Here is a 25,182-nt window from a genome sequence, read left to right on the forward strand (position 1 = left end):
ACCGGCAAACCCTCTGCCAGTGAGACACCGTCTAATCGGCGAAGGTCGGCGCCTGTTTACTCATGTGCGCTGCCATGGCGATGCGCAGGTCTTCTGACTGCAGCATGGCGGCGTTCCAGGTGGCGATGTAGTCGAGCCCATCGTCGACGCGGTGATCGCGCATGTAGCCGAGCATGGCTTTGGTGCCGGCCACCGCGAGCGGCGATTTGCCAGCGATTTCGCGGGCGATGGCAAACACCCCCTCCAGCAAGGTTTGCGGCTCGGCATAGACCCGGTTGACCAGGCCGATGCGCTGCGCTTCCTCGGCGTCGACCCAGCGCCCGGTATAGGCCAGTTCACGCAACAGGCCATCACCGATGATGCGCGGCAGGCGTTGCAAGGTCCCCACATCCGCAGCCATGCCCATGTCAATTTCCTTGATGGAGAACTGCGCGTCGCTGCTGCAATAGCGCATGTCACACGCCGACACCAGGTCAATGGCGCCACCGATGCAATAGCCGTGGATCGCCGCCAGCACAGGCTTGCGGCACTGGTCCACGGCGTTGAACGACGCTTGCATGCGCAGGATGGTGCGACGCAGTTGACGGGCGTTACGGCCCACGTCTTTGCCGAGCTGGCTCGCCACCGAGGCCAGCAGCGCCAGGTCGATGCCCGCAGAAAAGTGCCTGCCGGCGCCGCTGATGACCACGGCGCGTACCGCATCGGTGTCGTCGATCCACTGAAAGATCTCGATGATTTCGGTCCAGAACGCCGCATCCATGGCATTGGCCTTTTCCGGGCGGTTGATCTGCACGTGGGCGATGTGATCGGTCAGCTCGACCTTGAAAGCGCTGTATTCGGGCACCGGCGGTTCTCCATCAGGCGGGGGCAAACGCCGACTATAGCGCAGCCCCGCTGCCGCATACCGGCCAAACCCCAGACACCACTGCGCCGCCCCGTTGAAGCGGGGCGGCGCAGTGGTGAAGCCAGGACCTGTCAGGCCGGCGCGGAGGTGCGGATCAGGTGATCGAACGCCGCCAGTGAAGCCTTGGCGCCCTCGCCTACCGCAATGACGATCTGCTTGTACGGCACCGTGGTCACATCACCGGCGGCGAATACGCCAGGAATGTTGGTCTGGCCCTTGGCGTCGACGATGATCTCGCCACGTGGCGACAGCTCGACCGTGCCTTTGAGCCAATCGGTGTTGGGCAGCAGGCCGATCTGCACGAAGATGCCTTCGAGTGCCACTTCGTGCTCGGCATCGGTGCTGCGATCCTGGTAGCGCAGGCCGGTGACCTTCTGCCCATCGCCAAGCACTTCGCGGGTCAGTGCGCGGGTGATCACCTTGACGTTCGCCAGGCTGTGCAGCTTGCGCTGCAGTACCGCATCGGCGCGCAATTGGCTGTCGAATTCGATCAGTGTGACATGGGCCACGATCCCGGCCAGGTCGATAGCCGCTTCCACGCCTGAGTTGCCACCGCCAATCACCGCCACGCGCTTGCCCTTGAACAGCGGGCCATCGCAGTGCGGACAGTACGCCACGCCGCGGTTGCGGTACTGCTGCTCGCCAGGAACGTTCATTTCCCGCCAGCGCGCACCGGTTGCCAGAATCACGGTCTTGGCGCGCAGCGTAGCGCCGCTGGCCAGGCGCACCTGGTGCAGGCCCCCGTCGGTGGCCGGTAGCAGCGCTTCGCCGCGCTGCAGGTTCATGATGTCGACATCGTACTGCTTGACGTGTTCTTCCAGCGCCGTGGCCAACTTCGGCCCTTCGGTTTCCTGTACTGAAATGAAGTTCTCGATCGCCAGGGTGTCGAGCACCTGGCCGCCGAACCGCTCGGCGGCCACACCGGTGCGAATGCCTTTGCGCGCGGCGTAGATCGCCGCGGCAGCGCCAGCAGGGCCACCGCCGACCACCAACAGGTCGAACGCGGCCTTGGCATCGAGCTTCTCGGCCTGGCGGCTTCCCGCCTGGCTGTCGAGCTTGTTGACGATTTCTTCAAGGCTCATGCGGCCCTGACCGAACGGCTCACCGTTCAGGTACAGGCTCGGCACGGCCATGATCTGGCGAGACTCGACCTCGGCCTGGAACAGCGCACCGTCAATGGCCACGTGGCGCACATTGGGGTTGAGCACGGCCATCAGGTTCAGTGCCTGGACCACGTCCGGGCAGTTCTGGCACGACAGTGAGAAGTAGGTCTCGAAGTTGAATTCACCTTGCAACCCCTGAATCTGCTCGATCAGTTCGCTGCTGGCTTTGGAGGGGTGGCCACCGACTTGCAGCAGGGCCAGCACCAGGGAGGTGAATTCGTGCCCCATGGGGATGCCGGCGAAGCGCAGGCTGATCTCGCCATTCGGGCGGTTGAGCGAGAACGACGGACGACGCACGTCATCGCCGTCCGCGCTCAAGGTAATCAGGTTCGACAGGCCGGCGATTTCCACCAGCAGGTCGTGCATTTCACGGGACTTCGCACCGTCGTCGAGGGAGGCAACGATCTCGATCGGCTGGGTGACCCGCTCCAGGTAGGTGTTCAGTTGCGATTTAAGCGTGGCGTCCAACATACGGGCGATTCCTTTTTACGAATTTCGGATACAAAAACGCCCAGGCGAGGTCGCCCGGGCGCTTTACGGGGCGGTAGGTGGTTCAGCTGTGGCGGCTGACTACCGCCCGCACAACAGGCATCGGTTTAGATCTTGCCGACCAGGTCCAGCGACGGCGCCAGGGTGGCTTCGCCTTCTTTCCACTTGGCCGGGCAAACTTCACCTGGGTGAGCGGCGACGTACTGGGCAGCCTTGACCTTGCGCAGCAGCTCGCTGGCATCGCGGCCTACGCCACCGTCGTTGAGTTCGACGATCTTGATCTGGCCTTCAGGGTTGATCACGAAGGTGCCACGGTCGGCCAAGCCAGCTTCTTCGATCAGTACGTCGAAGTTGCGCGAGATGACGTGGGTCGGGTCACCGATCAGCGGGTAGTTGATCTTGCCGATGGTGTCCGAGGTGTCGTGCCAGGCTTTGTGGGTGAAGTGGGTGTCGGTCGACACACCGTAGATTTCCACGCCCAGCTTCTGGAATTCGGCGTAGTTGTCGGCAAGGTCACCCAGTTCGGTTGGGCAGACGAAGGTGAAGTCAGCCGGGTAGAAGAATACGACCGACCACTTGCCTTTCAGGTTGGCTTCGCTCACTGGAACGAAGTCGCCGTTGTGGTAAGCAGTGGCGTTGAACGGTTTGACCTGGCTGTTGATGATTGGCATGAGACGTTTCCTCTAGGGGTTTGAAATCAGTTGACGGAGGAAATCCTACCCAACGCGCTCGACGAAGGCTCATTGGCAAAGCTCATGTTGGTCATTGGTTTTGGCTATAAAGCCGGACATCGATAGAAGGGATGCTGCTGAAGACGCTCGCCCCGCGCGGTGCAACGCAGGGCGAACAGCTGACAGGCAGCGCCGATCAGCGGGTCGGCGTGCGCAGGGTAACGAACTCTTCGGCCGAGGTCGGATGCACACCGATGGTCTCATCGAACATCTGCTTGGTGGCGCCTGCCTTGAGCGCAATGCCCAGGCCCTGGACGATCTCGCCAGCGTCCGGCCCCACCATGTGACAACCCAGCACGCGGTCGGTGTCGGCATCGACCACCAGCTTCATCAGGGTTTTTTCCTGGCTTTGGGTCAGGGTGAGCTTCATGGGCCGGAAGCGGCTTTCGAAGATCTGCACCTTGTGCCCGGCGTCGATGGCCTCTTCCTCGGTCAGGCCGACGGTGCCGATGGGCGGCTGGCTGAACACCGCCGTGGGGATGTTCTTGTAATCGACCGGGCGCAACTGCTCTGGCTTGAACAGCCGGCGTGCCACGGCCATGCCTTCGGCCAGGGCCACAGGGGTGAGCTGTACGCGGCCAATCACATCGCCAATGGCCAGGATCGAGGGCTCGGTGGTCTCGTAGTGCTCGTCGACGCGCACATAGCCGCGCTCATCCAGCTCTACGCCGGTGTGCTCCAGGCCCAGGTTGTCGAGCATCGGGCGGCGACCGGTGGCGTAGAACACGCAATCGGCGATCAGCTCGCGACCATCTTTGAGCGTTGCTTTCAGGCTGCCGTCTTCGAGCTTGTCGATCTGCTTGATGTCGCTGTTGAACTGCAGGTCGAGCCCACGCTTTTCCAGCTCTTCTTTCAAGTGGCTGCGTACCGAGCCGTCAAAGCCGCGCAAGAACATTTCACCGCGGTACAGCAACGTGGTGGCGCTGCCCAGGCCCTGGAAGATGCCGGCAAATTCCACGGCGATGTAGCCGCCACCGACCACCAGTGTGCGCTTGGGCAGCTGCTTGAGGAAGAACGCCTCGTTGGAGGTGATGGCCAGCTCTTTGCCCGGAATGTCCGGCACCTGCGGCCAGCCGCCAACGGCGATGAGGATGCGTTCGGCGCTGTAGCGCTGGCCGTCCACCTCGACCTCATGGGGGCCGGTGATGCGCGCGTGGCCTTGCAGCAGCTTGACCCCGCTGTTGACCAGCAGGTTGTGGTAAATGCCGTTGAGGCGCTCGATTTCCCGGTTCTTGTTGCTGATCAGCGTGGCCCAGTCAAAGTGCCCTTCTTCAAGGCTCCAACCGTAAGCAGAGGCTTGCTCGAGCTCGTCAGCGACATGCGCGCCATACACCAGCAATTTCTTCGGCACGCAGCCGACGTTGACGCACGTGCCACCCAGGTAGCGGCTTTCCGCTACCGCGACCTTGGCGCCAAACCCTGCCGCGAACCGCGCAGCGCGCACGCCGCCGGACCCGGCACCGATGACGAACAGATCAAACTCGTAGGCCATTTATCCAAACTCCCAAAAAAAAACCACCCAGGGTCAATGCCTGTCAGTTAAGGATCTTGTAGACGCCGCGTCTACAGAAATCCGATTTCGCTTAACTGACTGGCGTTGACCCAAGGGTGGTTGTTGCCGATCGAATCGGCCGGATGCAGCATGACCAGCGGGTGCAGGGACCCGCTGGCAGCATCACGCAGTGAACACTGCGTGGGGTGGCCGGCGATCAGTAGGCTTTGCCGGACTTGTAGTAGTTCTCGAAGCAGAAGTTGGTGGCATCGATGTAGCCTTCGGCGCCGCCGCAGTCGAAACGCTTGCCCTTGAACTTGTAGGCGATCACGCAGCCGCTTTGCGCCTGTTTCATCAGCGCGTCGGTGATCTGCACTTCACCACCCTTGCCTGGCTCGGTGTTCTCGATGATGTCGAAGATGTCCGGGGTCAGGATGTAGCGACCGATGATCGCCAGGTTGGACGGCGCGTCTTCAGGCTTGGGCTTCTCGACCATGTTGGTGACACGGAAGATGTCGTCGCGAATCATCGAACCTTCGATCACGCCGTATTTGTGGGTTTCCTGCGGATCGACTTCCTGGATCGCCACGATCGAGCAGCGGAACTGGTTGTACAGCTTGACCATCTGGGTCAGCACGCCGTCGCCGTCAGGGTTGACACACAGGTCGTCCGCCAGCACCACGGCGAACGGCTCGTCGCCGATCAGCGGGCGACCGGTCAGGATGGCGTGGCCCAGGCCTTTCATTTCGGTCTGACGGGTATACGAGAACGAGCACTCATCGAGCAGACGGCGGATACCGACCAGGTATTTTTCCTTGTCGGTGCCCTTGATCTGATTTTCCAGCTCGTAGCTGATGTCGAAATGGTCTTCCAGGGCGCGCTTGCCGCGACCGGTAACGATGGAAATTTCGCTCAGGCCTGCATCCAACGCCTCTTCAACGCCGTACTGGATCAACGGCTTGTTGACCACTGGCAGCATTTCCTTGGGCATGGCTTTGGTAGCGGGCAGGAAGCGGGTGCCGTAACCGGCTGCCGGGAACAAGCATTTCTTGATCATAAACATCCTTAAAGAGGGTATGGCCATCTGGCACTTGGCGCAGTCTAATCAGGCGGCATGCACCTTACAATGCCCCGCCGCGACAGGGCTCACGCCATTTTCAAAGCACTTCGGCCCGCGTTTGGGCAGATAGTTCCGGCTAGCACGCTACCGAAGCGCGCATGGCACAGGCCAAACGCCCGGACGGCGCCTGGCAAACCGTTGATTACATTCATGACGGCGGTTCAAGAACCGGAAATACACACAGTCGTCGCCTTGCGAACATCGCCTGGTCGCAGCGGGAAATTGCTCAACCGCTCACGCAACTTGATCGCGCTGCCATTGCTGCGCTTATCGATCTCGATCAAGGCAGCCGGCCCCGCGCCCGCAGTGAGCTTTTGCGGCACGATCAGGCGCAGGCCGTCGCCGCGTTTCTCTTCGGTCAGCGGGTCACGGCTGCTGGCCAGTTCCTGTTTGACGCAGTCGGCATAGTCACGCGGCGACTTACCAGAGATCACATCCATGGTCTCGTGCGATTGTTCGAGTTCCGAGACGCTGGCGCACCCGGCGAGCGTCAGCGAAAGTGCAGCTACAACCCATTTCATCTGCAAGTCCCTAAAGGTTCCAAACAGCTATTGACCGTCGAGCGCACATTTTGCTCCCTTTGACTGCGCACGTCCCGGGCAAGCCGGCAGCGCCTGCTGACATCGTGATAAAGTTGGCGTTTTGCAGACTGTGAACTTGCGGAGCGCCACATGAAATTCATCCACCAACGCGAACACTTGAATGAAGACGACATCGTCGTCATCGAGTCTTCCCAGCCCTGCAACATCCGCCTGATGAATGACGCCAACTTCCGCAGCTTCAAGAATGGCGGCCGGCACACTTACCACGGCGGCGCATTCGACAAGTTCCCCGCCAAGATCAACGTGCCCAGCTCCGGCTACTGGAACATCACCCTCGACACCGTGACCACTCGGGCGATTTCGGTAACGCGCAAGCCCGCGTTCACGCACAAGATCAAGATCATTCGACGCTCCTCGTCCCAGCTGAGATAAACCGCCATGACCCAGAACCTCAAATACGTGATCAAGTACAAGCTCGATGGCCAGCGCCGCTGGGATTTCGCAGTGATGAGTGACGATTCCCAAGAGCAGGCCCTGGATGCGCTGCGCAAGATCCATGGCGATGACGTGGCCAATATCAGCGATATTCAGGTCAGCAAAGCGCTGTAACCCTTGCACCACAACGCCCACCCTTGGAGGTTGCATGTCGCACTGGCCCGATTCGCGAATCCTTGACCTGTTCGGCATCGAGCTGCCGATTCTGCAAGCGCCCATGGCCGGAGCCAGTGGCTCGGCGCTGGCGATCGAGGTGGGCCGCGCTGGCGGGCTCGGCGCCTTGCCTTGCGCCATGCTCGATGCCGCCCAGACCCATGCCGAGGTGGCAGCCTTTCGCCATGCCTGCAAGGGGCCGCTGAACCTCAACTTTTTCTGTCACCAGCCCCCTGAGCCCGATGCCGTGCGCGCCGAGGCCTGGAAGCAAACACTGGCCCGCTATTACACCGAGCTGGGCGCGGATCTGCAGGCGCCCACCCCGGTCTCGAACCGCCAGCCCTTCGACGAGCAGAGCTGCCAGTGGGTCGAGGCACTGCGCCCAGAGGTGGTCAGCTTCCACTTTGGGCTGCCGGCAGCGCCCTTGCTGGCACGGGTCAAGGCTGCTGGGGCAAAGGTGATCTCCAGCGCCACCACGGTGGCCGAAGCAGTCTGGCTGGAGCAACACGGCTGTGATGCGATCATCGCCATGGGCTATGAGGCCGGCGGCCACCGCGGCATGTTTCTCAGCGACGACATCACCACGCAGATCGGCACCTTCGCCCTGGTCCCGCAGGTGGTCGATGCGGTGAGCGTGCCGGTGATTGCAGCAGGCGGCGTGGGTGACCCGCGCGGCCTGGTCGCGGCGCTGGCCCTGGGCGCCAGTGCGGTGCAGATGGGCACGGCGTACCTGTTCTGCCCAGAGGCCAAGGTGTCCGCCAACCATCGCCAGGCCCTGAACACTGCGTCGGCAGCCGACACCGCCCTGACCAACCTGTTCACCGGGCGTCCCGCACGCGGCATCAACACTCGCCTGATGCGCGAACTGGGCCCCATGACGACGCTGGCGCCGGCGTTCCCGCTGGCCGGCGGCGCGCTGATGCCATTGCGGGCGCTGAGTGAGGCTGCGGGCAGCAGCGATTTCACCAACCAATGGGCCGGCCAGGGATTGCGCCTGGGCCGCACCCTGCCGGCACACGCGCTGACCCTTGGCATCGCCACTGCCGCGCTTGCGCTGCTGCAGCGCTGAAACAGCACTCACACTGCCCGCCCCGTCGGGCACCCTTCCCGCAAGCCGGTCAATCGCTATATAGTTGCCACCATAACGATAACCTGCCGCTGGAGACCGCTGCATGCGCATTCGCCCTTCCCTGTTTGCCCTCACTGCCCTGTTCGCCCTGAGCAACGCTTGGGCCGACGATGTCCAGGTGGCCGTGGCAGCCAATTTCACCGCGCCCATTCAAGCGCTGGCCAAGGACTTCGAGAAGGACACGGGCCACACCCTGAAAGCCTCGTTCGGCTCCACCGGCCAGTTCTATGCGCAGATTCGCAACGGCGCACCGTTTGAAGTGTTCCTCGCCGCCGACGACGCCACCCCGGCAAAACTCGAACAGGAACACGCCATCGTTCCCGGCTCACGCTTCACCTACGCCATCGGCACCCTGGCGCTGTGGTCTGCCAAGCCGGGCTACGTGGACGCCCAAGGCGAGGTGCTGCGCAAGAACGGCTTCAAGCACCTGTCCATCGCCAACCCGAAAGCCGCGCCCTATGGCTTGGCCGCCACCCAGGTACTGGATCACCTCAAGCTGACCGAGGCCACCCGCGCCAAGCTGGTCGAAGGTCAGAACATCACCCAGGCCTACCAGTTCGTCTCCACCGGCAATGCCGAGCTGGGCTTCGTGGCGCTGTCGCAGATCTACAAGGACGGCAAGCTCAGCGAAGGTTCGGCCTGGATCGTACCGACTGAGCTGCACGATCCGATCCGCCAGGACGCCGGGATCCTCAGCAAAGGCAAGGACAACCCTGCTGCGCAAGCGCTGATCGACTACCTCAAGACCCCCAAAGCGGCGGCGCTGATCAAGTCCTACGGCTATGAAATCTGATGTTCGACCCCAGTGACCTCGGGGCGATCTGGCTGACACTGAAGCTGGCCAGCATCACCACGCTGATCCTGCTGGTGATCGGCACGCCGATCGCGTGGTGGCTGGCCCGCACTCGCTCGCCCCTGCGTGGCCCCGTGGGCGCGCTGGTGGCGTTGCCGCTGGTGTTGCCGCCCACGGTCATCGGCTTTTATCTGCTGCTGGCGCTCGGCCCGCACGGCTGGCTGGGCCAGGCCACACGCGCATTGGGCCTTGGCACCGTGGTGTTCAGCTTTACGGGGCTGGTCATCGGCTCGGTGGTGTATTCGCTGCCGTTCGTGGTGCAGCCGTTGCAAAACGCCTTCACCGCCCTTGGCCAGCGCCCGCTGGAAGTCGCGGCCACCTTGCGCGCCAGCCCATGGGATACCTTCATTCATGTGGTGCTGCCCCTGGCGCGGCCAGGCTTTCTGACCGCCAGCATTCTCGGTTTTGCCCACACCGTGGGCGAGTTCGGCGTGGTACTGATGATTGGCGGCAACATCCCTGACAAGACGCGCGTGGTTTCGGTGCAGATCTTCGATCACGTCGAGGCCATGGAATACACCCAAGCGCACTGGCTGGCCGGCGCCATGCTGGTGTTCTCGTTCCTGGTGCTGCTGATGCTGTACGCCGGGCGCCGCCGCACTGCTGGCTGGAGCTGACATGCCCTCTGCGATTCGTGCACGTCTGCGCTTGCAGCGTGAAGCGTTTACCCTCGACCTCGACCTGCAACTGCCCGGCCGCGGCATCAGCGCACTGTATGGCCATTCCGGTTCGGGCAAGACCTCATGCCTGCGCTGCCTGGCAGGCCTGGAGCGCGCCAGCGATGGCTATATCGAGGTCAACGGCGAGGTGTGGCAAGACTCTGCGCGGCAGGTGTTCGTCGCGCCGCACCTGCGCCCGATCGGCTATGTGTTCCAGGAGCCCAGCCTGTTCGCGCACCTGTCGGTGCGCGGCAACCTGGAGTTCGGCTGGCGCCGGGTGCCACCTGCGCAGCGCAAGGTGGGGCTCGATCAGGCGTGCGAGCTGCTGGGCATCGATCACCTGCTAGGGCGCACGCCAGCGACGTTGTCCGGGGGCGAGGCGCAGCGGGTCGGCATCGCCCGCGCACTGCTGAGCAGCCCGCGCCTGCTGTTGATGGATGAACCGCTGGCCGCCCTGGACGGCCCGCGCAAGCGGGAGATCCTGCCCTACCTGGAGCGCTTGCATGGCGAGCTGGACATCCCGGTGGTGTATGTCAGCCACAGCCAGGATGAAGTGGTGCGCTTGGCCGATCATCTGGTCCTGCTCGAGCACGGCCGCGCCCAGGCCAGCGGCCCATTGCCCGAGCTGCTGGCACGGCTCGACCTGCCGCTGAGCCAGGCCGACGATGCAGGCGTGGTGCTGCAGGGCTGGGTGATGAGCTTCGATGCCCGGTACCAACTGCTGGAACTGCGCCTGCCGGGCCTGAACGGCAGCTCGTTGCGCATCGCCCATGAGGCGCAGGCGCACGGCACACCCTTGCGGGTGAAGGTCCAGGCCCGGGACGTCAGCCTGGCGCTGGCGGCGGACCCTACCTCAAGCATTCTCAACCGCCTGCCCGTGCGGGTGCGCGAGCTGCAACCTGCCGACAATCCGGCGCACGTGCTGGTCCGCCTGGAGGCTGGCGGCAATGCCTTGCTGGCGCGCATCACCCGCTACTCGGCGGATCAGCTCTGCGTCCACCCGGGTCAGTTGTTGTGGGCGCAAATCAAGTCAGTGGCGATTCTCGGCTGAGCATCCGGGCACGCGGCGTTGTCCACCGGATAACTCACGATTGGACGCCGCCATGCTCGACTGCCCACTGCCCGCGTCACTGCACTATGTCGAAGACTCCCATGCAGGCCTGACCCGCAAGCGGTGGCGCGACCGCTTCATCTATCACGATGCCGACGGTAACCGCATCAAGGATGAACCGACGCTCAAGCGCATCGACTCATTGGCCATTCCGCCGGCCTACACGCAAGTGTGGATCTGCATCGACCCGCAGGGCCACTTGCAGGCCACTGGGCTGGATGCGCGCGGGCGCAAGCAGTACCGCTATCACCCCGAATGGCGAGAGCTGCGCGATGCGCACAAATACGGGCGCATGCTGGCCTTCGCCCAAGCCCTGCCAGCGTTGCGGCGCAAGGTCGAACGCGATTTGAGCAGACCCGGGCTCGACCGCACCAAGCTGCTGGCACTGGTGGTCAGCCTGATCGACCAGACGCTGATTCGCATCGGCAATCAACGCTACCTCAAAGACAACCAGTCCTACGGTTTGACCACCCTGCGCAACCGCCATGTAAAGGTCAAAGGCAGCACGATTCGTTTCGAGTTTCGTGGCAAACGCGGTGTGGAACACAGCATCACGGTCCGCGACCGTCGCCTGGCCGGGCTGGTCAAGCGCTGCCAGGACCTGCCCGGACAGGAGCTGTTCCAGTACATCGATGAAGAGGGCGAGCGTCACCGCATTGGCTCGAGCGACGTGAACCAGTACCTGCAAGCGCTGACTGGCGCCGATTTCACCGCCAAGGATTACCGCACCTGGGCCGGCAGCAGCCTGGCCCTGAGCCTGTTGCGCCCCCTGGCCTGGCAACCGGAAACCCATGCCAAACGCCATATGGCGGACATCGTGCGGCAGGTGGCATCGCGCCTGGGCAATACGCCGGCGGTCTGCCGCAAGTGCTACATCCACCCTGCAGTGCTGGAGCATTTCGTGCTCGGCCACCTGGAGGCGTTGCCCAAAGTGCGCAAGCGCAAGGGCATGGACACTGAAGAGGTGGCATTGCTGCACTTTCTGCAGCAGTTGGAGACCGCGCCGGTCGCCGATTGAAGCGCTCTATGCCACCCATGATGCGCAGCGATTTCACTTACGCGATCAACCGCCTTATCCTTGCACTCAAGCGACATTGGCGACAGGCACACGCTGCCGGCCATGACCGCGTGTGGCCCGAGCGGTAGCGAATTTGCTTTCCAGTGGAATTACCACTTGCTGGAAGCGTCTTTACTAGGAAGGACAAGGGCCACATACCCACTGCTGGGCGCCGAGCCCATCGGCCAAAGACATCACCCAAGGAGAACTACATGCTGATACTCACCCGCAAGGTTGGCGAAGTGATCGTCATCAACGACGACATCAAAGTCACCATTCTGGGCGTGAAGGGGATGCAAGTGAGGATCGGCATCGATGCACCCAAGGATATCCAGGTGCACCGTGAAGAGATCTACAACCGCATTCAGGCCGGCAAGCCTGCGCCTGACAAGGCGGACGAATCGCACTGATCGCGCTTGGTCCGTACACTTTTTCAGGTTTCATGCGGCAGTGTTCGGGCTATCCACTATCATGGGCAGCGCTGCGACCGACCGTGGTCAAGACATGAGGATGGACAATGGTTGCGAACCTGCGTATGCGCGGGATCAAAGATGATCTGATGCGCACTGCCGTCGAACTCGACGCATTGTGCCAAGCCCTCGCTGGGCATGCCCGTTACTTGCAGCACGCCGATCAAGGTGGCGAGGTTCAGGCCATGAATGGCCAGCTGGACGGGTTGCGCGCCTCCGCTGACGAGCTTCGCCAAGCGGCCGCTTGCATACGTCCATGAGCCTCATGGGTTGACTCTGCTATAACGCTGGGTTATAAAGCGCGCTTGATTGCAAGGCACTTCGCTCAGTGAAGCTGCTGGTCCACGGACCCTTTCAACCGTGCGAGTGTGGTGGAATTGGTATACACAGCAGACTTAAAATCTGCCGGCGTGAGCCTTGCGGGTTCGAGTCCCGCCACTCGCACCATCTGATTGCAAAAGAACGCCCGATACGGCGTTCTTTTTTTGCCTGTGATTCGAGGAGGGTGCGGCGAGGGTGTCACGTCCGACCTCACCGGGCGTTATCGGCGCTGCAGCTGCATCGACCGTATTGGCTCACTCAGTCATCAGGATCATCATGCCAGGCCGGATGATCGAATGCTTCCTCCTCGATCTCCTCCTCCTCCTCATCGATCGCATCGAAGGCATCCGCCTCAGGCTCCCGCTCAACATCATCTTCAAAGAACTCGCGATCCAGCAAGTGATCATGTTCCGGCTCATGAATATCGTCGTCGTCGCGCATCAGGCATCTCCAGAAAATTGCAGCCTGTATAAAGTGCGCAGGCAACGAAATCAATCCATCGCCCCTTAATCCTGGGATAACACCCGCCCACTAGCCTGCACTGGCTTCCCTTCAAGCATCGTTGACCCGCTCCTCGTCGGAGCGGGTTTTTTTGCGCACTCGCGGTATTTGTCACACCCTCTCGACATTCTCTTCACGCTTTACTGACAACCGCCCAGGCATTCTGAAACTGCTTCGTACGTTCTAATTATTTAACCCGCCCGCTCCCGGCGGGTTTTCTTTTGCCTGATTTTTCAATCGCCTACGCCGCTGGTCGGGCACTGATAAAAAACCTGAATTTCGTCGCTGTCCGCCGGGTCAAGAATTAAGAACCCAGCAGCATTGACGAGGTAACAGCCATGACCATTGAAGCCGCCACCCTTGTACAACTGGCCGCAAAACTGCGCAAACAAGGGCTAAAACGCGTTGCCGACATCATCTTCCTGCGCGCACCTTGCCGGGTGAATCATCGCTGGATCTGCACCGTACTGCGCCGCACAGCATGAGTTATCTTTGCGCCTTTGCCGGTCATGAGTGCCGCAGCAAAAAACCCGCACACAGCTGTATGCGGGTTTTTTTGCGCTGACAACGCCTCTCTAGAACACCGCGCACGCTACTCGACGGGCGAGCGATGCCGCCACCCACAGCGTCCGACGTGCCGGTCTGTGCTTACAACTTGAAGCGCCCCACCAAGTCATTGAACGACACGGCCAGACGCGACAGCTCCTGCGCCGAGGCGGTGGTCTGGTGCGCACCCGCTGCGGTCTGGGTCGACAGGTCCTGGATGTTGACGAGGTTCTTGTCGACTTCACGCGCAACCTGCGCCTGCTCTTCACACGCACTGGCGATCACCAGGTTGCGGTCATTGATGCTGGCGATACCCGTGGCAATCTGCTCAAGGGCTTGACCCGTCGCCGTGGCCAGCTGTTGAGTATTGGCCACCAGCGATTGGCTTTTGCCCATCGCCACCACCGCTTGATCGGCCCTGGACTGCACATCGCCGATCATCTGCTCGATTTCGACGGTCGATGCCTGAGTCCGCGCGGCCAGCGCGCGCACTTCATCGGCCACCACAGCAAACCCGCGCCCTTGCTCTCCGGCCCGCGCCGCCTCGATAGCCGCGTTGAGCGCGAGCAAGTTGGTTTGCTCGGCAATACCACGAATGACGTCGAGCACCTTGGCGATTTCCTTGACCTGCCCGGCCAGTTGCTCAACGGTGGTCGAGGAGTCCTGGATCTCCACAGTGGCATCATTGACCGCCGTCACCGCATCACGCGCCTGGGTCACACCGCGGTTGGCCTGATCAGAGGCAGTGCGTGATGCTTCGGAGGTGGAAACGGCGTTGCGCGCTACTTCATCGACCGACGACGTCATCTGATTGACCGCGGTGGCAGCCTGACGGATCTCGTCGTTCTGCCTCAGCAGCCCGCGGCTACCATCTTCCGTCACGCTGTTGAGCTCTTCAGCCGCAGAGGCCAGCTGATTGGCCGCATCGGAGATCTGGTGGAGCGTCTGCTTGAGGCTGCCCTGCATGCTGCCAAGGGCGTTGATCAGTTGGCCTGTTTCATCACCCGCATCGCTGGTGATCGACTGGCTCAGGTCACCGCCGGCAATCAACTGCGCCGAGGCGACGGCTGAGCTGATCGGCCGGCCGATCAGACGGCTCACCAGGATGCCCATGGCAAACGCCGCAATGAAGGCAAGCAGAATGCCCGCGTAGAGCGTCATGGACACCTGCTGCCCTTGCTCGGCGGCATCCACACCGCCTTGCTTGATCTGGCGGTTGTTCGATTCGACCATGATGGTGAATTCGGCCATGACCTTTTTGTACACCTCGGCCATCTCACCCGTGATCAGGCCACGCGCGGTTGGCAGATCGTTCGCCCTGACTGCTGCCAAGACCTTTTGAACCTGCTGCTGGTACGCCGGCCAATCCTTCTCCAACTGGTCACCGGCCGCACGCTCGTCATCTTCCAACGGCGTCTGCCGGTAGAGGGCAAAGGCGCGCTCACTGGCGGCCTGGCTGGCTGCCATGGCTTGTAGAATGCTGTCCTTGGTTTGCTCTGGAGCCCCTTCGGCGGTGGCCGTGATCAGCGCATAGATGTCGCGTTGCTGGGCGATTGCCTCAGACCGTGCCTCTGCCGTTTTCGACACCGAGACAAGGTTATTGGAGAACACCAGTCGCAGACTCTGCGACATCTGACTCACACCACGGCTACCCAACAGACCAACACCGAGCGTAATCACTGCGCAGACCCCGAACGCCGTCAGGAGCTTGGTGGAAAGACGAGCATTTTTTAAAAACATGGTGGTTCTCGAAGGCCGCAATTGTGTACTGAGGCTATCGACGAGGGGCATCAAAGATTGAGCGTTATTTCAGCCAGGGCCGCTCAGACCACGGTGGATCTCAGTCCCGTCCGGCGCCCTGGCTGTCCACGGGTGGGGAATACGCGATTCGGTCCTCGCCGAGTCGATGAAAAGGCGATTTCTTTATCCAGGGCAACGCCTTGTGGAATACCAACAGCTCTATTGCCCAGCCACTGAGGCAGAACACGGTTCTTGCACCCTTCTCCAATGGCATTTCATAAGACAGCGCGACGGTAGCGAACATGAGGCTGCCGAAAAAGAAGGAGGTGGCCATGGCATTCATGAGGAAATTCAGCCTGGGCCAGCTTTTTGGCAGCAGCTCCAGCGGGCCCAGTGCAAACAAGATAATGCCCAACGGCACCGTGTACATGATCAAAGATGCAGAGGGCTCTGCATAACGCAGCGCCATCACCCCTACCACCAACCACAGGCATGCTGCAGTTCGAGACCTGGTCGGCGTTACGCGCACGCTGAGTGCCCGCAGCTTTTGCCCTATACCCATCTGTCACTCTCCCTGGCTCGCGATCAGCGAGTCTATCACTCAGGGTGTGTAGAGAAACGATGGGAACGCGCGGGGCGCAGGCCATGTAGAGCAGCTACGCGAACGCAAGCCGATGCCAATGCCCAGGGCCATTCATGCGCGTCCCCGCGCTGGCGGGTAGCGTTAGAAGCGCCACTCCTCGGCCCGGACCAACTGACAGAACGCCCCCTCGAGCGTTGCATTGTGATGCGCGATGATGTCCTCGGCTTTGATCACTGGCGTGTCCGAACAGGTGTGGCCGTCGGCGATCAGTACTGTATCGAAGCCAAGATCTCGCGCAGCACGGCAGGTGCTGTCGACGCAGTATTGCGTTTTCATCCCAGTGATGACTACGCCGGTAGCGCCACAAGTGCGCAGTTGGTCGGCCAGGCCAGTCATTGCAAAAGCATTGGGCCGCCGCTTTTCGAATATGACTTCTCCACCCAACAACTTCAGCTCCTGCGCAACCCTCGTCAGCGGGCTACCGGGCTCGATTGGAGATCCAGCGGGCCCGACATGGCGCGCGAGAAAAATCGGAGCGCCTGCGTTGCGCGCCCTGTCCATCAGACTATTCACTGTTTTCAACAACGCTTCGCAGTGCCAGGGCGTTTCCGGACCGTGAACAAGCCCAACCTGAATATCGAGTATCAACAGCGCGTACATGAGGGCATTTCCTTGCGTTTGAGCCAACGACACAAGGGCATGAAAAAGGCCCTGTCCATCGCTGGCGGGCCTTTGAAGTTCGTCTGCTAGCGGCTCACGAAACCTCGCACGCACCGTGCTCAGCGGTTGTGTGGGTGGTGGTCGAGGTGAGGCAATCGCTATTCATGCATCGACAGTAGCGATATTGTATCGAGCTGACAAGCTGGAGCTCTGGATGCCAGCTTGAATAGGCAGCGTCAATAGGCGCGCGACGCTCCAGGCCCTGCCTGAAAAGCTCTGAGGCTCAGTGATGCTGCGTTGAAGACAACCCGCAAGGCCGGCCCTGACCAGGCGTCGCCGACCAGGCATCTGCGACCTAATGCTCATTTGCTCCAGTAAAGTCGGGCGCGACCCCGGTCTTTGCTCGGCTGTTTTGGCGGGGCCGCCATCGGCCTTGTCCAATGCCTTGTGATCGGCTCAAGGCCATAGGCGTGAACGGATGGTCCGCCCCCCTGATAGGCTGACTTGGCTAGAAGACGTGAGCGCTCGATCTGATCAGCCTGATCGCCTGCGGCTTGCGCTTCAAAATACCGACCAAGCGCGGCGATCGCCACAGGTATCAACAACTGCCCCGGGCTCTTGCGCCACGTGATCGTTCGCACCATGCCGCTATTCACTTGACCGGGTGGAATCATCAGATATCACCCCAGCATCAGTTGCCGAATGCACGCGTTTTCAGAGCGATCACGGGCCTGATGTCCACCGTGCATGGTATTAACGCCTGTTACACCTTGGGAAAAATGCGACATCACCCTGCCTGGCTCGTGCCAGGCGGCATGTATAACAAGGGGCGATCTGCGCGCCCATAATCGGGTAGGAACTGCATGAAGTACGTAATCCTGGCGCCAGTGCTAGCACTCAGCCTGAATGCCGTCGCCGCGCAGCAGGGCGCCGTTCTGCCAAGTTGCGATCTTCAGCAGCAACGGGAAGTCGTTGGTGAAACCGGCGGTCAGATCAGTGACCGGCGCACATTTCAGTGCGAGCCAATGTACTCGCTGCCGATATCAGTAGCGCAAGGAAATCCCGCAAGATCACTCAGGCTGAAGCGCAACGTCTTAGCAAACGTGTAGTAACCGTGCGACATCAGACTGATCACTCTGTAGCTCAACAGGGTTTTTTGAGTGCTGCAGAAAGAGCCAGTTTTGATCGCGAGTTCGACGCTATAGCCATGCGGCTTTGCAAGGAAGGCAAATCCTCGCAGCCGACCGATCATCTAGCCAGTGACAAAGCTCGCTTCGGCGGTCACTCCCGTGGCCCGCCATCTTCAACGTCCCACCGCGCCATCAGCTTCTTCGAGCAATCGCCAGAGCACAATGACGGCCGAAACTTCTGCATGGATATGCTAGTGGCCATGAATTTCACACTTGGCGCCACCGACCCATCGCCTCCCGGCCGGGGTGTATAGGGCCGCCGTTTCGCTGAGATCCGAACCGCTCGAAAGGCCAGAACCTACGCCTGTCACGCTGGAGGTCATCCGCCTAAAAGTCACCTCGGAAAATCAAGATATGACCGAGGCCAGCCTACGACTGGGTCATTCCAACAAGAGAATCGCAGAGCGGATCTACCGCCGCGCAATCGCGACCCTCAGCACACAAAATGATCGAGTTGCGGGACTTCTACCTGAAGGTTTCGGGACTGACGTTTTTTCTGCGCAAAAGAAAAACCCCGCAGACGTTAATCTGCGGGGCTTTCGAATATGGAGGCCGAGGTCGGAATCGAACCGGCGTAGACGGATTTGCAATCCGGAGCATAACCACTTTGCTACTCGGCCTCAAAGTTCGGAGTTAGCGTTGTATCCCTTGCTATCTCCTTGAAACTAAACAACTTTTTAAAGCTGCCTGCGTTTCGATGGAGGCCATTATGTCCGCATTGCGCTGACCTTGCAACCCCCACTTCTAAAAAAATCCCAACCCGCTCAAGGTGTTAACGCAACCGCCCAAGCTTGCTCCACAGCCCGACGACGGCACTTTCCAACGCGCCGCTGGCGGTCATGCCGATGCGCTCCTGCAAACTCTTGCGTTCGGCGAAATGCAGGTGGAACAACTGCGATTGGCGGGCGCGGCTGCTGAGGTATTCGTCGCTGGTACCGAGCTCGTCGACCAACTGACGATTGAGCGCAGCGACGCCTAGCCAGACTTCACCGGTAGCCACTTCGTCAATGTGCAACTGCGGGCGGTATTGGCTGACGAAGTTCTTGAACAGCGCGTGGGTCACATCCAGGTCTTCCTGGAACTTCTCCCGCCCCTTTTCGGTGTTTTCGCCCAATACCGTGAGGGTGCGCTTGTACTCGCCCGCGGTCAGGACCTCGACGTCGATGTCATGCTTTTTCAGCAGGCGATTGACGTTGGGCACCTGTGCCACCACGCCGATCGAGCCGATCACGGCAAACGGTGCGCTGACGATCTTCTCGCCGATGCACGCCATCATGTAGCCGCCGCTGGCGGCCACTTTGTCGATGCACACGGTCAGGGGGATGCCTGCCTGGCGAATGCGCGCCAGTTGCGAGGCGGCCAGGCCGTAGCTGTGCACCAGCCCACCGCCGCTCTCAAGGCGCAGCACGACTTCATCCTGTGGCGTGGCGAGGGTCAACAGCGCGGTGATTTCATTGCGCAGGCTTTCGGTGGCGGAGGCTTTGATGTCGCCATCGAAATCCAGCACGAACACGCGGGAAGTATCGGCGGGCTTGTTCTTGCGCACGCGTTTGTCGGCCTTTGCCTGCTGCTTGCGCAGCGCTTTCAACTCGGCCTTTTCCAACAACCCGGATTCGAGCCGTTCGCGCAGCTCTTTATAGAAATCGTTCAGGCGCGTGACGTGCAACTGGCCGCCCGCCTTGCGGCGGCCTTTGCCACGCAACCCCACGAAAGCTGACAACACGATCAGCAACGCAATGACCAGGGTAGCGGTCTTCGCGAGAAAGCTTGCGTACTCGGCAAGAAAGTCCACGGTGTCCTCGACATTCAAAAATAAACAACCATCCTACCTAAGCCAACGACCGTTGGGTACGCCAGGCCTGCGCCTGCCCGCACTCAGTCATGCCGTGCCGAGCCGCAAACCGACCCGCCCACTCAGGGAACGACGCACACCCTGTTCAAGGATGATGGCACCGTGTAATCATTTTCCTGCTGCACCCGGAAGGTGAGGACCACCTTGGCCTACCGTGCAACATCTCCAGCGCCTGGGGTTTTGGATAGTCGCTCATGCCCCGCCTTGGCGACCTGCCGTCACTGTTCAGGAGCAAGCCATGCAGTTTCGCAACATGAAGATCGGTCGACGAGCCGCCATCCTGTTCACCCTCCTCGGCGTTCTGGTGCTGATGATGGGCTTGCTCGCGCTCTATGAAACGCGACAGATGGACGAGGCCACAGACGATATTCGCCTGAGCTGGCTACCTGCCATGTCGGCACTGAACGGGATAGGCACCGATGTCGGTCGGGTACGTGCGCTAACCCTGCGCACCCTGCTCGACGACGACCCTGAAACACGCACTCGAGGGCTGGAATCCACCGAAACGCTCAGCAACGAGCTGCAGGCGCGAATCGAAACCTACGGTCAGACCATGCTCGATGAGGAGGAAAAATCCTTGTTCACGGCCTTCAGTGCCACCTGGGAGCGTTACCACGACGGGCAATCGCAGGTCATGCAGCAGATTGCCCGCGCTCAGGACGATGAGGCCAAGGCCCTGGTCATCGGCCCGCTGGCCGACGCTGCCGACGCCATGATGGCGGCGCTGAGCACTCTGGTCGAGTACAACAGCAAGGGCGTTGCAAACGCGTCACAGTCTTCAAGTGATGTTGCCGATCAGGCCTTCATGGTGATTGTCGCGGCGCTGGGGGTGATCATGCTGGCACTGGCCGGCATCGCCACGTTGCTCACCCGTAGCATTACCGTGCCGCTGGCCGAAGCGGTCAGCGTTGCCGAGCGCGTTGCCACCGGGGACCTGACGCACAGTATCCAGGCCAGCGGTCGAGACGAACCCGCCCTGCTCTTGCAAGCCCTCAGCGGCATGCAGCAAAACTTGCGCAACACCTTACGGCAGATCGCCGCGTCGTCCGACCAGCTGGCTTCGGCGTCCGAAGAGCTGCACACGGTCACCGAAGACACCAGCCGCGGCCTGCACCAGCAGAGCGCCGAGATCGACCAGGCCGCCACGGCCGTCAATCAGATGACCGCTGCGGTCGAAGAGGTGGCAACCAATGCCGTCAGCACGGCCGACGCTTCTCGGGGCGCCGACCAGAACACCCGCGATGGCCGCGAACAGGTCAAAGAGGCCCTGGCCTCCATCGAGCAACTGGTGGGCGACGTCGCCGGCACCGCGCAGGAGATCGAGCAATTGGCGGGGCGCGCCAACGACATCAGCCGCGTACTCGATGTCATCGGCGCTATCGCCGGACAAACCAACCTGCTGGCGCTCAACGCCGCCATCGAAGCGGCGCGTGCCGGGGACGCCGGGCGCGGCTTTGCCGTGGTGGCCGACGAAGTACGCGCCCTGGCCCACCGCACACAGAAGTCCACAGAAGAAATCGAAGAGATGATCGCTGGCATTCAGACCGGCACCGGCCGCGCGGTCAGCGCCATGCACAGCAGCCAGGGCCGCGCCAACGGCACGCTGGAAGTGGCCCAAGGTGCCGGGCAGGCGCTGGAGGTGATCGCCGAGGCCATCGCCTCGATCAACCAGCGCAACCTGGTGATCGCCAGCGCTTCGGAGCAGCAGGCACAGGTCGCGCGTGAGGTGGACCGCAATCTGGTGAACATTCGCGACCTGGCGATGCAGACCTCCGCTGGCGCCAACCAGACCAGTGCGGCGGCGCAAGACCTGTCGCGCCTGGCGGTCGACCTCAACGGGCTGGTGGCGCAGTTCAAGGTCTGATCGGGCAACGCCAATCCCTACGAAAAAGGGCCGCGATTGCGGCCCTTCTGCTTCATGCACCCTACGACGGTTGCGCGGCTTAGCGATTGACCGTCACTGGCCGCCCGGCTTTGGCCGCTTTGCTGCGCGTGGCCAGGCAGTAATACAGCGGCGCCGTCACCAGCAGGCCGAACACCCAGGACAGGTCAGCCCCTTCGACGATGTTCGAGTACGGCCCGACATACAGCGAGGTGTTGGCAAACGGCAACTGCACCAGGATGCCGCAGGCATAGGCGATGATCGCGTGATGGTTGAAACGCCCATAGATGCCACCGTCGGCGCTGAAGATCGAGGCGATGTCGTACTGGCCTTTCTTGATCAGGTAGAAGTCGATCAGGTTGATCGAAGCCCACGGCACCAGTACCAGCAGCAGCGCCAGGATCAGGCCGATGAACTGGCCGATGAAGTCCGCCGAGGCGTTAAGCGCCACCGTGCCGCAGCCCAGCAGGATGATCGACGCCAACACCACACGCAGCTTGATGCTAGGGCTCCAGTTGGCGAAGAAGGTCTGGATGGCGGTGACGATCGACAGCACCGCGCCGTACAGGTTGAGCGCGTTGTGGCTGATGATGTTGAGCAGGAACAGCACCATCAGGATCGGGCCCAGCCAGCCGGTCGCCTGTTTCACCGCATCCATCGCGTCGGTGCCTTCCGGGACGCACAGCACGGCGATGGCACCGAAGCTGAAGCACAGGATGGTGCCGAGGGTGGCGCCGAAGTAGGTCGCCCAGAACGGTTTGGCGATGCCGACTTCTTTGGGTAGGTAGCGCGAGTAGTCCGACGTATAGGGCGAGAAGCTGATCTGCCAGATGGTGCCCAGCGACACCGTGGCGATGAAGCCCGACAGGCTGAAGGCGCCGCGGCTGAAGAAGTCGGCGGGCAGCTCCTGGGTGAACATCATGATGAACCCGGCGAGCAGCGCCGAGCCCATCACCCAGGTGCCGATGCGGTTCAGGCTATGAATGAAGCGATAGCCGATCACGCCGATCGCCGTTGCACTCAGCGCGCCAATCACGATGGCCGTGGGCATCGGCACACTGGGGGCGATGCCGTGAATCGACTTGCCCGCCAGAACGATGTTGGAAATGAAGAAACCGACGTAGATCAAGGCTGTGAAGAACACGATCAGCAGCGCGCCGTAGCGACCGAACTGGCCACGACTCTGAACCATTTGCGGGATGCCCAGCTGTGGGCCTTGAGCCGACGCCAGGGCGATCACCACCCCGCCGAGCAGATGGCCCAGGGCGATGGCGATCAACCCCCAGAACAGGTTGAGGTGAAACACCTGCACGACCATGGCCCCGGTAACGATGGGCAAGGGTGCGATGTTGGTGCTGAACCACAGCGTGAACAGGTCGCGGGCCTTCCCATGGCGCTCGGCAGGTGGAACGTAATCGACCGTGTGGTTTTCGACAAACTGCTTTTGCGAAGACGGCTGGGACATAGTTTTGAGCTCGGAGGTCGTTTTTATCGTTGTAGGAAACCGCATCGGGGCGGCCTCTCAGCTGAAGACCATATTATGGTATTCCAACTTTTTGACAACACTGATCCGCTGTAAATCTCTTCGACTGATCCGTTTCAGCACCATTGCCAAACTCGGCCCGTTTCTCTACAGCCCCCGTAAACAGAGGCTTTGCGCCGCCTATCGTGTTTTTTCCAAGCCTGAAATTTATGCTTGCAATATGGGTATTACGGTATACCATCAGACACATCAACGATAAAAAGCGGCCCACCGCTACCCCTTCGAGGACCCTGTCATGATCGACGCAACCGTCTATAAAAACGTCTTGGGCTCGTTCCCGTCCGGCGTCACCGTCATCACCACCCTGGATGACGACGGCGCGATCGTCGGCCTGACCGCCAGTGCCTTCTCGTCCCTGTCGATGGAACCGCCGCTGGTACTGTTCTGCCCCAACTACACCTCCGAATCCTACCCAGTGCTGATCAAGCAAAAGCGCTTTGCCATCCACTTGCTCTCAGGCGAGCAGCAGGCCGAGGCCTATGCGTTCGCCCGCAAGGGCAAAGACAAGGCCGAAGGCATCGAGTGGACCCTGAGCGCGCTGGGCAACCCGATTCTGGCGGGTGCCACTGCCGTCATCGAGTGTGAGTTGTGGCGCGAGTATGAGGGCGGTGACCACGCCATCATGGTCGGCAAGGTACAAAATCTGATCGTGCCCGAGCAGGCGCAGCAGCCGATGATCTACTGCCGCGGCAAGATGGCCAGCCTGCCAGCCTTCGCCTGACTCCTTCTCTTCTATAGCGCAGGCGCCGAGCGCGCCTGTCGAGCTCCCTGACGTCTGCCCTGCCAGACGACACCTTTCACGCGTCGAGGAATGCCCCATGAAATTTTCGCTGTTCGTGCACATGGAACGTTGGGATGACAAGGTCAGCCACCGCCAGCTGTTCGAAGACCTCACCGAACTGACCCTGATGGCCGAAAAAGGCGGGTTCAGCACGGTATGGATCGGCGAGCACCACGCCATGGAATACACCATCTCGCCAAGCCCGATGCCGCTGCTGGCCTACCTGGCCGCGCGCACCGAGACCATTCATCTTGGCGCCGGCACCATCATCGCGCCGTTCTGGAACCCGATCCGCGTGGCTGGCGAATGCGCCCTGCTCGACGTGATCAGCAACGGGCGCATGGAAGTGGGCCTGGCCCGTGGCGCCTACCAGTTCGAGTTCGACCGCATGGCCAACGGCATGCCGGCGACCGACGGCGGCAAAGCGCTGCGCGAAATGGTCCCGGTGGTGCGCAAGCTCTGGGAAGGCGACTACGCCTTCGAGGGCGAGGTGTACAAGTTCCCGTTGTCGACCAGCGTACCCAAGCCTGTCCAATCCGGCATGCCGCCGATGTGGATTGCCGCCCGCGACCCGGATTCGCACAACTTTGCAGTGAAAAACGGCTGCAACGTGATGGTCACCCCGCTGATGAAGGGCGACGAGGAAGTGCTGGACTTGAAGAACAAGTTCCAGGCTGCCTTGGACAACAACCCGGACGTACCGCGCCCGCAACTGATGGTGCTGCGTCACACTCATGTGCACAGCCCGGAAGAACCTGAAGGCTGGAAGATCGGCGCCGAAGCCATTTCGCGCTTCTACCGCACCTTCGATGCCTGGTTCGGCAACAAGACCACCCCGGTCAATGGTTTCCTGGAACCCAGCCCCGAGTCGAAGTTCGCCGAGGTTCCGGCTTTCGCGCTGGACAACATCCGCAAGAACACCATGATCGGCACCCCCGAAGAGATCATCGCGCGCATCAAGTACTACCAGGAACTGGGCGTCGACGAGTTCAGCTTCTGGTGTGACAACAGCCTGCCGCACGCCGAGAAGAAGAAATCCCTCGAGCTGTTCATCAAGGACGTCGTGCCAGCCTTCGCCTGAATTCCCATTGCCTGAATGATTGCAGGATGCGCCCGTTCTGGAGACCTGATGGTCCCCAGCGCGGGCTTTTTTATGGGTGTGATGGCGAGCCGCAATACAGATGAAGCGCTCACTACCAAAGCAGTAGACCTTTG

General features: G+C 61.3%; 26 protein-coding genes and 2 tRNA genes. 14 read left to right on the plus strand and 14 right to left on the minus strand.

Annotated features, from left to right (window positions below):
• Positions 1-31: 31 nt before the first annotated feature.
• From SJI00_RS13970 to SJI00_RS13995, 6 genes are all read right to left on the minus strand, one after another.
• A complete protein-coding gene (locus SJI00_RS13970) occupies positions 32-844 on the minus strand; it encodes a crotonase/enoyl-CoA hydratase family protein (RefSeq protein ID WP_322462300.1) in 813 nt (270 codons plus the stop codon).
• A gap of 131 nt (positions 845-975) precedes the next feature.
• Positions 976-2,538 (minus strand): alkyl hydroperoxide reductase subunit F, encoded by a 1,563-nt coding sequence (gene ahpF, locus SJI00_RS13975; protein ID WP_322462301.1) that lies wholly within the window; start codon positions 2,536-2,538, stop codon positions 976-978.
• A 125-nt stretch (positions 2,539-2,663) separates the two neighbouring features.
• Entirely contained in the window at positions 2,664-3,227 is a 564-nt protein-coding gene (ahpC, locus tag SJI00_RS13980) for an alkyl hydroperoxide reductase subunit C (RefSeq protein ID WP_322462302.1), read from the minus strand.
• Between the two features lie 196 nt (positions 3,228-3,423).
• Positions 3,424-4,779: a glutathione-disulfide reductase gene (gene gorA / locus SJI00_RS13985; protein ID WP_322462303.1), complete on the minus strand. Its 1,356-nt coding sequence runs from the start codon at positions 4,777-4,779 to the stop codon at positions 3,424-3,426.
• 217 nt (positions 4,780-4,996) lie between these two features.
• Complete coding sequence (gene galU, locus SJI00_RS13990) at positions 4,997-5,836, minus strand: UTP--glucose-1-phosphate uridylyltransferase GalU (protein ID WP_322462304.1); 840 nt, start codon at positions 5,834-5,836, stop codon at positions 4,997-4,999.
• Between the two features lie 224 nt (positions 5,837-6,060).
• Entirely contained in the window at positions 6,061-6,420 is a 360-nt protein-coding gene (locus SJI00_RS13995) for a hypothetical protein (RefSeq protein WP_322462371.1), read from the minus strand.
• A gap of 150 nt (positions 6,421-6,570) precedes the next feature.
• Between SJI00_RS13995 and SJI00_RS14000 the strand changes: the two genes are divergently transcribed.
• The 8 genes from SJI00_RS14000 (at position 6,571) to csrA (ending at position 12,308) form a co-directional block, all read left to right on the plus strand.
• A complete protein-coding gene (locus tag SJI00_RS14000; protein ID WP_312934776.1) occupies positions 6,571-6,873 on the plus strand; it encodes a DUF1883 domain-containing protein in 303 nt (100 codons plus the stop codon).
• Between the two features lie 6 nt (positions 6,874-6,879).
• On the plus strand, positions 6,880-7,050 hold the full coding sequence (locus SJI00_RS14005; protein ID WP_322462305.1) for a hypothetical protein: 171 nt from the start codon (positions 6,880-6,882) through the stop codon (positions 7,048-7,050).
• Positions 7,051-7,084: 34 nt separating this feature from the next.
• Positions 7,085-8,158: an NAD(P)H-dependent flavin oxidoreductase gene (locus SJI00_RS14010; RefSeq protein ID WP_322462306.1), complete on the plus strand. Its 1,074-nt coding sequence runs from the start codon at positions 7,085-7,087 to the stop codon at positions 8,156-8,158.
• Positions 8,159-8,261: 103 nt separating this feature from the next.
• Positions 8,262-9,011: a molybdate ABC transporter substrate-binding protein gene (gene modA, locus SJI00_RS14015; RefSeq protein WP_322462307.1), complete on the plus strand. Its 750-nt coding sequence runs from the start codon at positions 8,262-8,264 to the stop codon at positions 9,009-9,011.
• The gene (gene modB, locus SJI00_RS14020) at positions 9,011-9,688 is read left to right on the plus strand and encodes a molybdate ABC transporter permease subunit (RefSeq protein ID WP_322462308.1); all 678 of its coding nucleotides are present in this window, start codon (positions 9,011-9,013) and stop codon (positions 9,686-9,688) included. Before modA ends, modB begins: the two co-directional genes overlap by 1 nt.
• Position 9,689: 1 nt before the next feature.
• Positions 9,690-10,781, plus strand: coding sequence for a molybdenum ABC transporter ATP-binding protein (gene modC / locus SJI00_RS14025; RefSeq protein WP_322462309.1), 1,092 nt, complete (start codon positions 9,690-9,692; stop codon positions 10,779-10,781).
• 52 nt (positions 10,782-10,833) lie between these two features.
• Complete coding sequence (locus SJI00_RS14030) at positions 10,834-11,859, plus strand: DNA topoisomerase IB (protein WP_322462310.1); 1,026 nt, start codon at positions 10,834-10,836, stop codon at positions 11,857-11,859.
• 251 nt (positions 11,860-12,110) lie between these two features.
• Positions 12,111-12,308, plus strand: a complete 198-nt coding sequence (csrA, locus tag SJI00_RS14035; RefSeq protein WP_322462311.1) for a carbon storage regulator CsrA — start codon at positions 12,111-12,113, stop codon at positions 12,306-12,308.
• Positions 12,309-12,367: 59 nt separating this feature from the next.
• Here the strand turns inward: csrA and SJI00_RS14040 are convergent, their stop codons facing one another.
• On the minus strand, positions 12,368-12,604 hold the full coding sequence (locus tag SJI00_RS14040) for a hypothetical protein (RefSeq protein ID WP_322462312.1): 237 nt from the start codon (positions 12,602-12,604) through the stop codon (positions 12,368-12,370).
• A 126-nt stretch (positions 12,605-12,730) separates the two neighbouring features.
• On the opposite strand from SJI00_RS14040, the gene SJI00_RS14045 reads away from it, so the two are divergent.
• A tRNA-Leu gene (locus SJI00_RS14045) sits at positions 12,731-12,815 on the plus strand.
• A 132-nt stretch (positions 12,816-12,947) separates the two neighbouring features.
• Here SJI00_RS14045 and SJI00_RS14050 read toward each other — a convergent pair.
• On the minus strand, positions 12,948-13,130 hold the full coding sequence (locus SJI00_RS14050) for a hypothetical protein (protein WP_322462313.1): 183 nt from the start codon (positions 13,128-13,130) through the stop codon (positions 12,948-12,950).
• A gap of 398 nt (positions 13,131-13,528) precedes the next feature.
• Here SJI00_RS14050 and SJI00_RS14055 point away from each other — a divergent pair, with 398 nt between their 5' ends.
• Positions 13,529-13,675, plus strand: coding sequence for a hypothetical protein (locus SJI00_RS14055; RefSeq protein ID WP_296267565.1), 147 nt, complete (start codon positions 13,529-13,531; stop codon positions 13,673-13,675).
• 163 nt (positions 13,676-13,838) lie between these two features.
• Here the strand turns inward: SJI00_RS14055 and SJI00_RS14060 are convergent, their stop codons facing one another.
• The 3 genes from SJI00_RS14060 to SJI00_RS14070 all read right to left on the minus strand — a co-directional run bounded on the left by SJI00_RS14060 (position 13,839) and on the right by SJI00_RS14070 (position 16,719).
• Positions 13,839-15,476, minus strand: a complete 1,638-nt coding sequence (locus SJI00_RS14060; RefSeq protein ID WP_322462314.1) for a methyl-accepting chemotaxis protein — start codon at positions 15,474-15,476, stop codon at positions 13,839-13,841.
• Between the two features lie 100 nt (positions 15,477-15,576).
• A complete protein-coding gene (locus tag SJI00_RS14065; protein ID WP_322462315.1) occupies positions 15,577-15,945 on the minus strand; it encodes a hypothetical protein in 369 nt (122 codons plus the stop codon).
• Between the two features lie 255 nt (positions 15,946-16,200).
• On the minus strand, positions 16,201-16,719 hold the full coding sequence (locus tag SJI00_RS14070; protein WP_322462316.1) for a cysteine hydrolase family protein: 519 nt from the start codon (positions 16,717-16,719) through the stop codon (positions 16,201-16,203).
• Between the two features lie 863 nt (positions 16,720-17,582).
• Here SJI00_RS14070 and SJI00_RS14075 point away from each other — a divergent pair.
• The gene (locus SJI00_RS14075; protein ID WP_322462317.1) at positions 17,583-17,828 is read left to right on the plus strand and encodes a hypothetical protein; all 246 of its coding nucleotides are present in this window, start codon (positions 17,583-17,585) and stop codon (positions 17,826-17,828) included.
• Positions 17,829-18,455: 627 nt separating this feature from the next.
• Here SJI00_RS14075 and SJI00_RS14080 read toward each other — a convergent pair.
• Both SJI00_RS14080 and sohB read right to left on the minus strand, forming a co-directional pair.
• Positions 18,456-18,529, minus strand: a tRNA-Cys gene (locus SJI00_RS14080).
• Positions 18,530-18,681: 152 nt separating this feature from the next.
• On the minus strand, positions 18,682-19,701 hold the full coding sequence (sohB, locus tag SJI00_RS14085; protein WP_322462372.1) for a protease SohB: 1,020 nt from the start codon (positions 19,699-19,701) through the stop codon (positions 18,682-18,684).
• 313 nt (positions 19,702-20,014) lie between these two features.
• Between sohB and SJI00_RS14090 the strand changes: the two genes are divergently transcribed.
• A complete protein-coding gene (locus tag SJI00_RS14090) occupies positions 20,015-21,625 on the plus strand; it encodes a methyl-accepting chemotaxis protein (RefSeq protein ID WP_416221042.1) in 1,611 nt (536 codons plus the stop codon).
• A 79-nt stretch (positions 21,626-21,704) separates the two neighbouring features.
• On the opposite strand, the gene SJI00_RS14095 is transcribed toward SJI00_RS14090, so the two are convergent.
• Positions 21,705-23,108 carry a purine-cytosine permease family protein gene (locus tag SJI00_RS14095; RefSeq protein WP_322462319.1) on the minus strand — a complete coding sequence of 468 codons (1,404 nt, stop codon included), beginning with the start codon at positions 23,106-23,108 and terminating at the stop codon, positions 21,705-21,707.
• 313 nt (positions 23,109-23,421) lie between these two features.
• Here SJI00_RS14095 and SJI00_RS14100 point away from each other — a divergent pair, with 313 nt between their 5' ends.
• Both SJI00_RS14100 and SJI00_RS14105 read left to right on the plus strand, forming a co-directional pair.
• A complete protein-coding gene (locus SJI00_RS14100) occupies positions 23,422-23,907 on the plus strand; it encodes a flavin reductase family protein (protein ID WP_322462320.1) in 486 nt (161 codons plus the stop codon).
• A 97-nt stretch (positions 23,908-24,004) separates the two neighbouring features.
• Complete coding sequence (locus SJI00_RS14105) at positions 24,005-25,048, plus strand: LLM class flavin-dependent oxidoreductase (RefSeq protein ID WP_312936668.1); 1,044 nt, start codon at positions 24,005-24,007, stop codon at positions 25,046-25,048.
• The last annotated feature ends 134 nt before the right edge of the window (positions 25,049-25,182 follow it).

The sequence above is a fragment of the Pseudomonas gebzensis genome (assembly GCF_034427815.1).
In the GTDB taxonomy this organism is placed as follows: Bacteria; Pseudomonadota; Gammaproteobacteria; order Pseudomonadales; family Pseudomonadaceae; genus Aquipseudomonas.

What these genes read in the sequence shown, in the direction of transcription:
- SJI00_RS14055 (WP_296267565.1), top strand. Translation starts at nt 13,529, where the DNA reads ATGACCATTGAAGCCGCCACCCTTGTACAACTGGCCGCAAAACTGCGC.
- galU (WP_322462304.1), bottom strand. Translation starts at nt 5,836, where the DNA reads ATGATCAAGAAATGCTTGTTCCCGGCAGCCGGTTACGGCACCCGCTTC.
- csrA (WP_322462311.1), top strand. Translation starts at nt 12,111, where the DNA reads ATGCTGATACTCACCCGCAAGGTTGGCGAAGTGATCGTCATCAACGAC.
- SJI00_RS14030 (WP_322462310.1), top strand. Translation starts at nt 10,834, where the DNA reads ATGCTCGACTGCCCACTGCCCGCGTCACTGCACTATGTCGAAGACTCC.
- ahpF (WP_322462301.1), bottom strand. Translation starts at nt 2,538, where the DNA reads ATGTTGGACGCCACGCTTAAATCGCAACTGAACACCTACCTGGAGCGG.
- SJI00_RS14065 (WP_322462315.1), bottom strand. Translation starts at nt 15,945, where the DNA reads ATGGCGCTGCGTTATGCAGAGCCCTCTGCATCTTTGATCATGTACACG.
- modB (WP_322462308.1), top strand. Translation starts at nt 9,011, where the DNA reads ATGTTCGACCCCAGTGACCTCGGGGCGATCTGGCTGACACTGAAGCTG.
- SJI00_RS14000 (WP_312934776.1), top strand. Translation starts at nt 6,571, where the DNA reads ATGAAATTCATCCACCAACGCGAACACTTGAATGAAGACGACATCGTC.
- SJI00_RS14095 (WP_322462319.1), bottom strand. Translation starts at nt 23,108, where the DNA reads ATGTCCCAGCCGTCTTCGCAAAAGCAGTTTGTCGAAAACCACACGGTC.
- gorA (WP_322462303.1), bottom strand. Translation starts at nt 4,779, where the DNA reads ATGGCCTACGAGTTTGATCTGTTCGTCATCGGTGCCGGGTCCGGCGGC.
- SJI00_RS14050 (WP_322462313.1), bottom strand. Translation starts at nt 13,130, where the DNA reads ATGCGCGACGACGACGATATTCATGAGCCGGAACATGATCACTTGCTG.
- SJI00_RS14075 (WP_322462317.1), top strand. Translation starts at nt 17,583, where the DNA reads ATGAAGTACGTAATCCTGGCGCCAGTGCTAGCACTCAGCCTGAATGCC.
- ahpC (WP_322462302.1), bottom strand. Translation starts at nt 3,227, where the DNA reads ATGCCAATCATCAACAGCCAGGTCAAACCGTTCAACGCCACTGCTTAC.
- SJI00_RS14100 (WP_322462320.1), top strand. Translation starts at nt 23,422, where the DNA reads ATGATCGACGCAACCGTCTATAAAAACGTCTTGGGCTCGTTCCCGTCC.
- SJI00_RS13995 (WP_322462371.1), bottom strand. Translation starts at nt 6,420, where the DNA reads ATGAAATGGGTTGTAGCTGCACTTTCGCTGACGCTCGCCGGGTGCGCC.
- SJI00_RS14005 (WP_322462305.1), top strand. Translation starts at nt 6,880, where the DNA reads ATGACCCAGAACCTCAAATACGTGATCAAGTACAAGCTCGATGGCCAG.
- SJI00_RS14060 (WP_322462314.1), bottom strand. Translation starts at nt 15,476, where the DNA reads ATGTTTTTAAAAAATGCTCGTCTTTCCACCAAGCTCCTGACGGCGTTC.
- SJI00_RS14070 (WP_322462316.1), bottom strand. Translation starts at nt 16,719, where the DNA reads ATGTACGCGCTGTTGATACTCGATATTCAGGTTGGGCTTGTTCACGGT.
- modA (WP_322462307.1), top strand. Translation starts at nt 8,262, where the DNA reads ATGCGCATTCGCCCTTCCCTGTTTGCCCTCACTGCCCTGTTCGCCCTG.
- SJI00_RS14105 (WP_312936668.1), top strand. Translation starts at nt 24,005, where the DNA reads ATGAAATTTTCGCTGTTCGTGCACATGGAACGTTGGGATGACAAGGTC.
- SJI00_RS14090 (WP_416221042.1), top strand. Translation starts at nt 20,015, where the DNA reads ATGAAGATCGGTCGACGAGCCGCCATCCTGTTCACCCTCCTCGGCGTT.
- SJI00_RS14010 (WP_322462306.1), top strand. Translation starts at nt 7,085, where the DNA reads ATGTCGCACTGGCCCGATTCGCGAATCCTTGACCTGTTCGGCATCGAG.
- modC (WP_322462309.1), top strand. Translation starts at nt 9,690, where the DNA reads ATGCCCTCTGCGATTCGTGCACGTCTGCGCTTGCAGCGTGAAGCGTTT.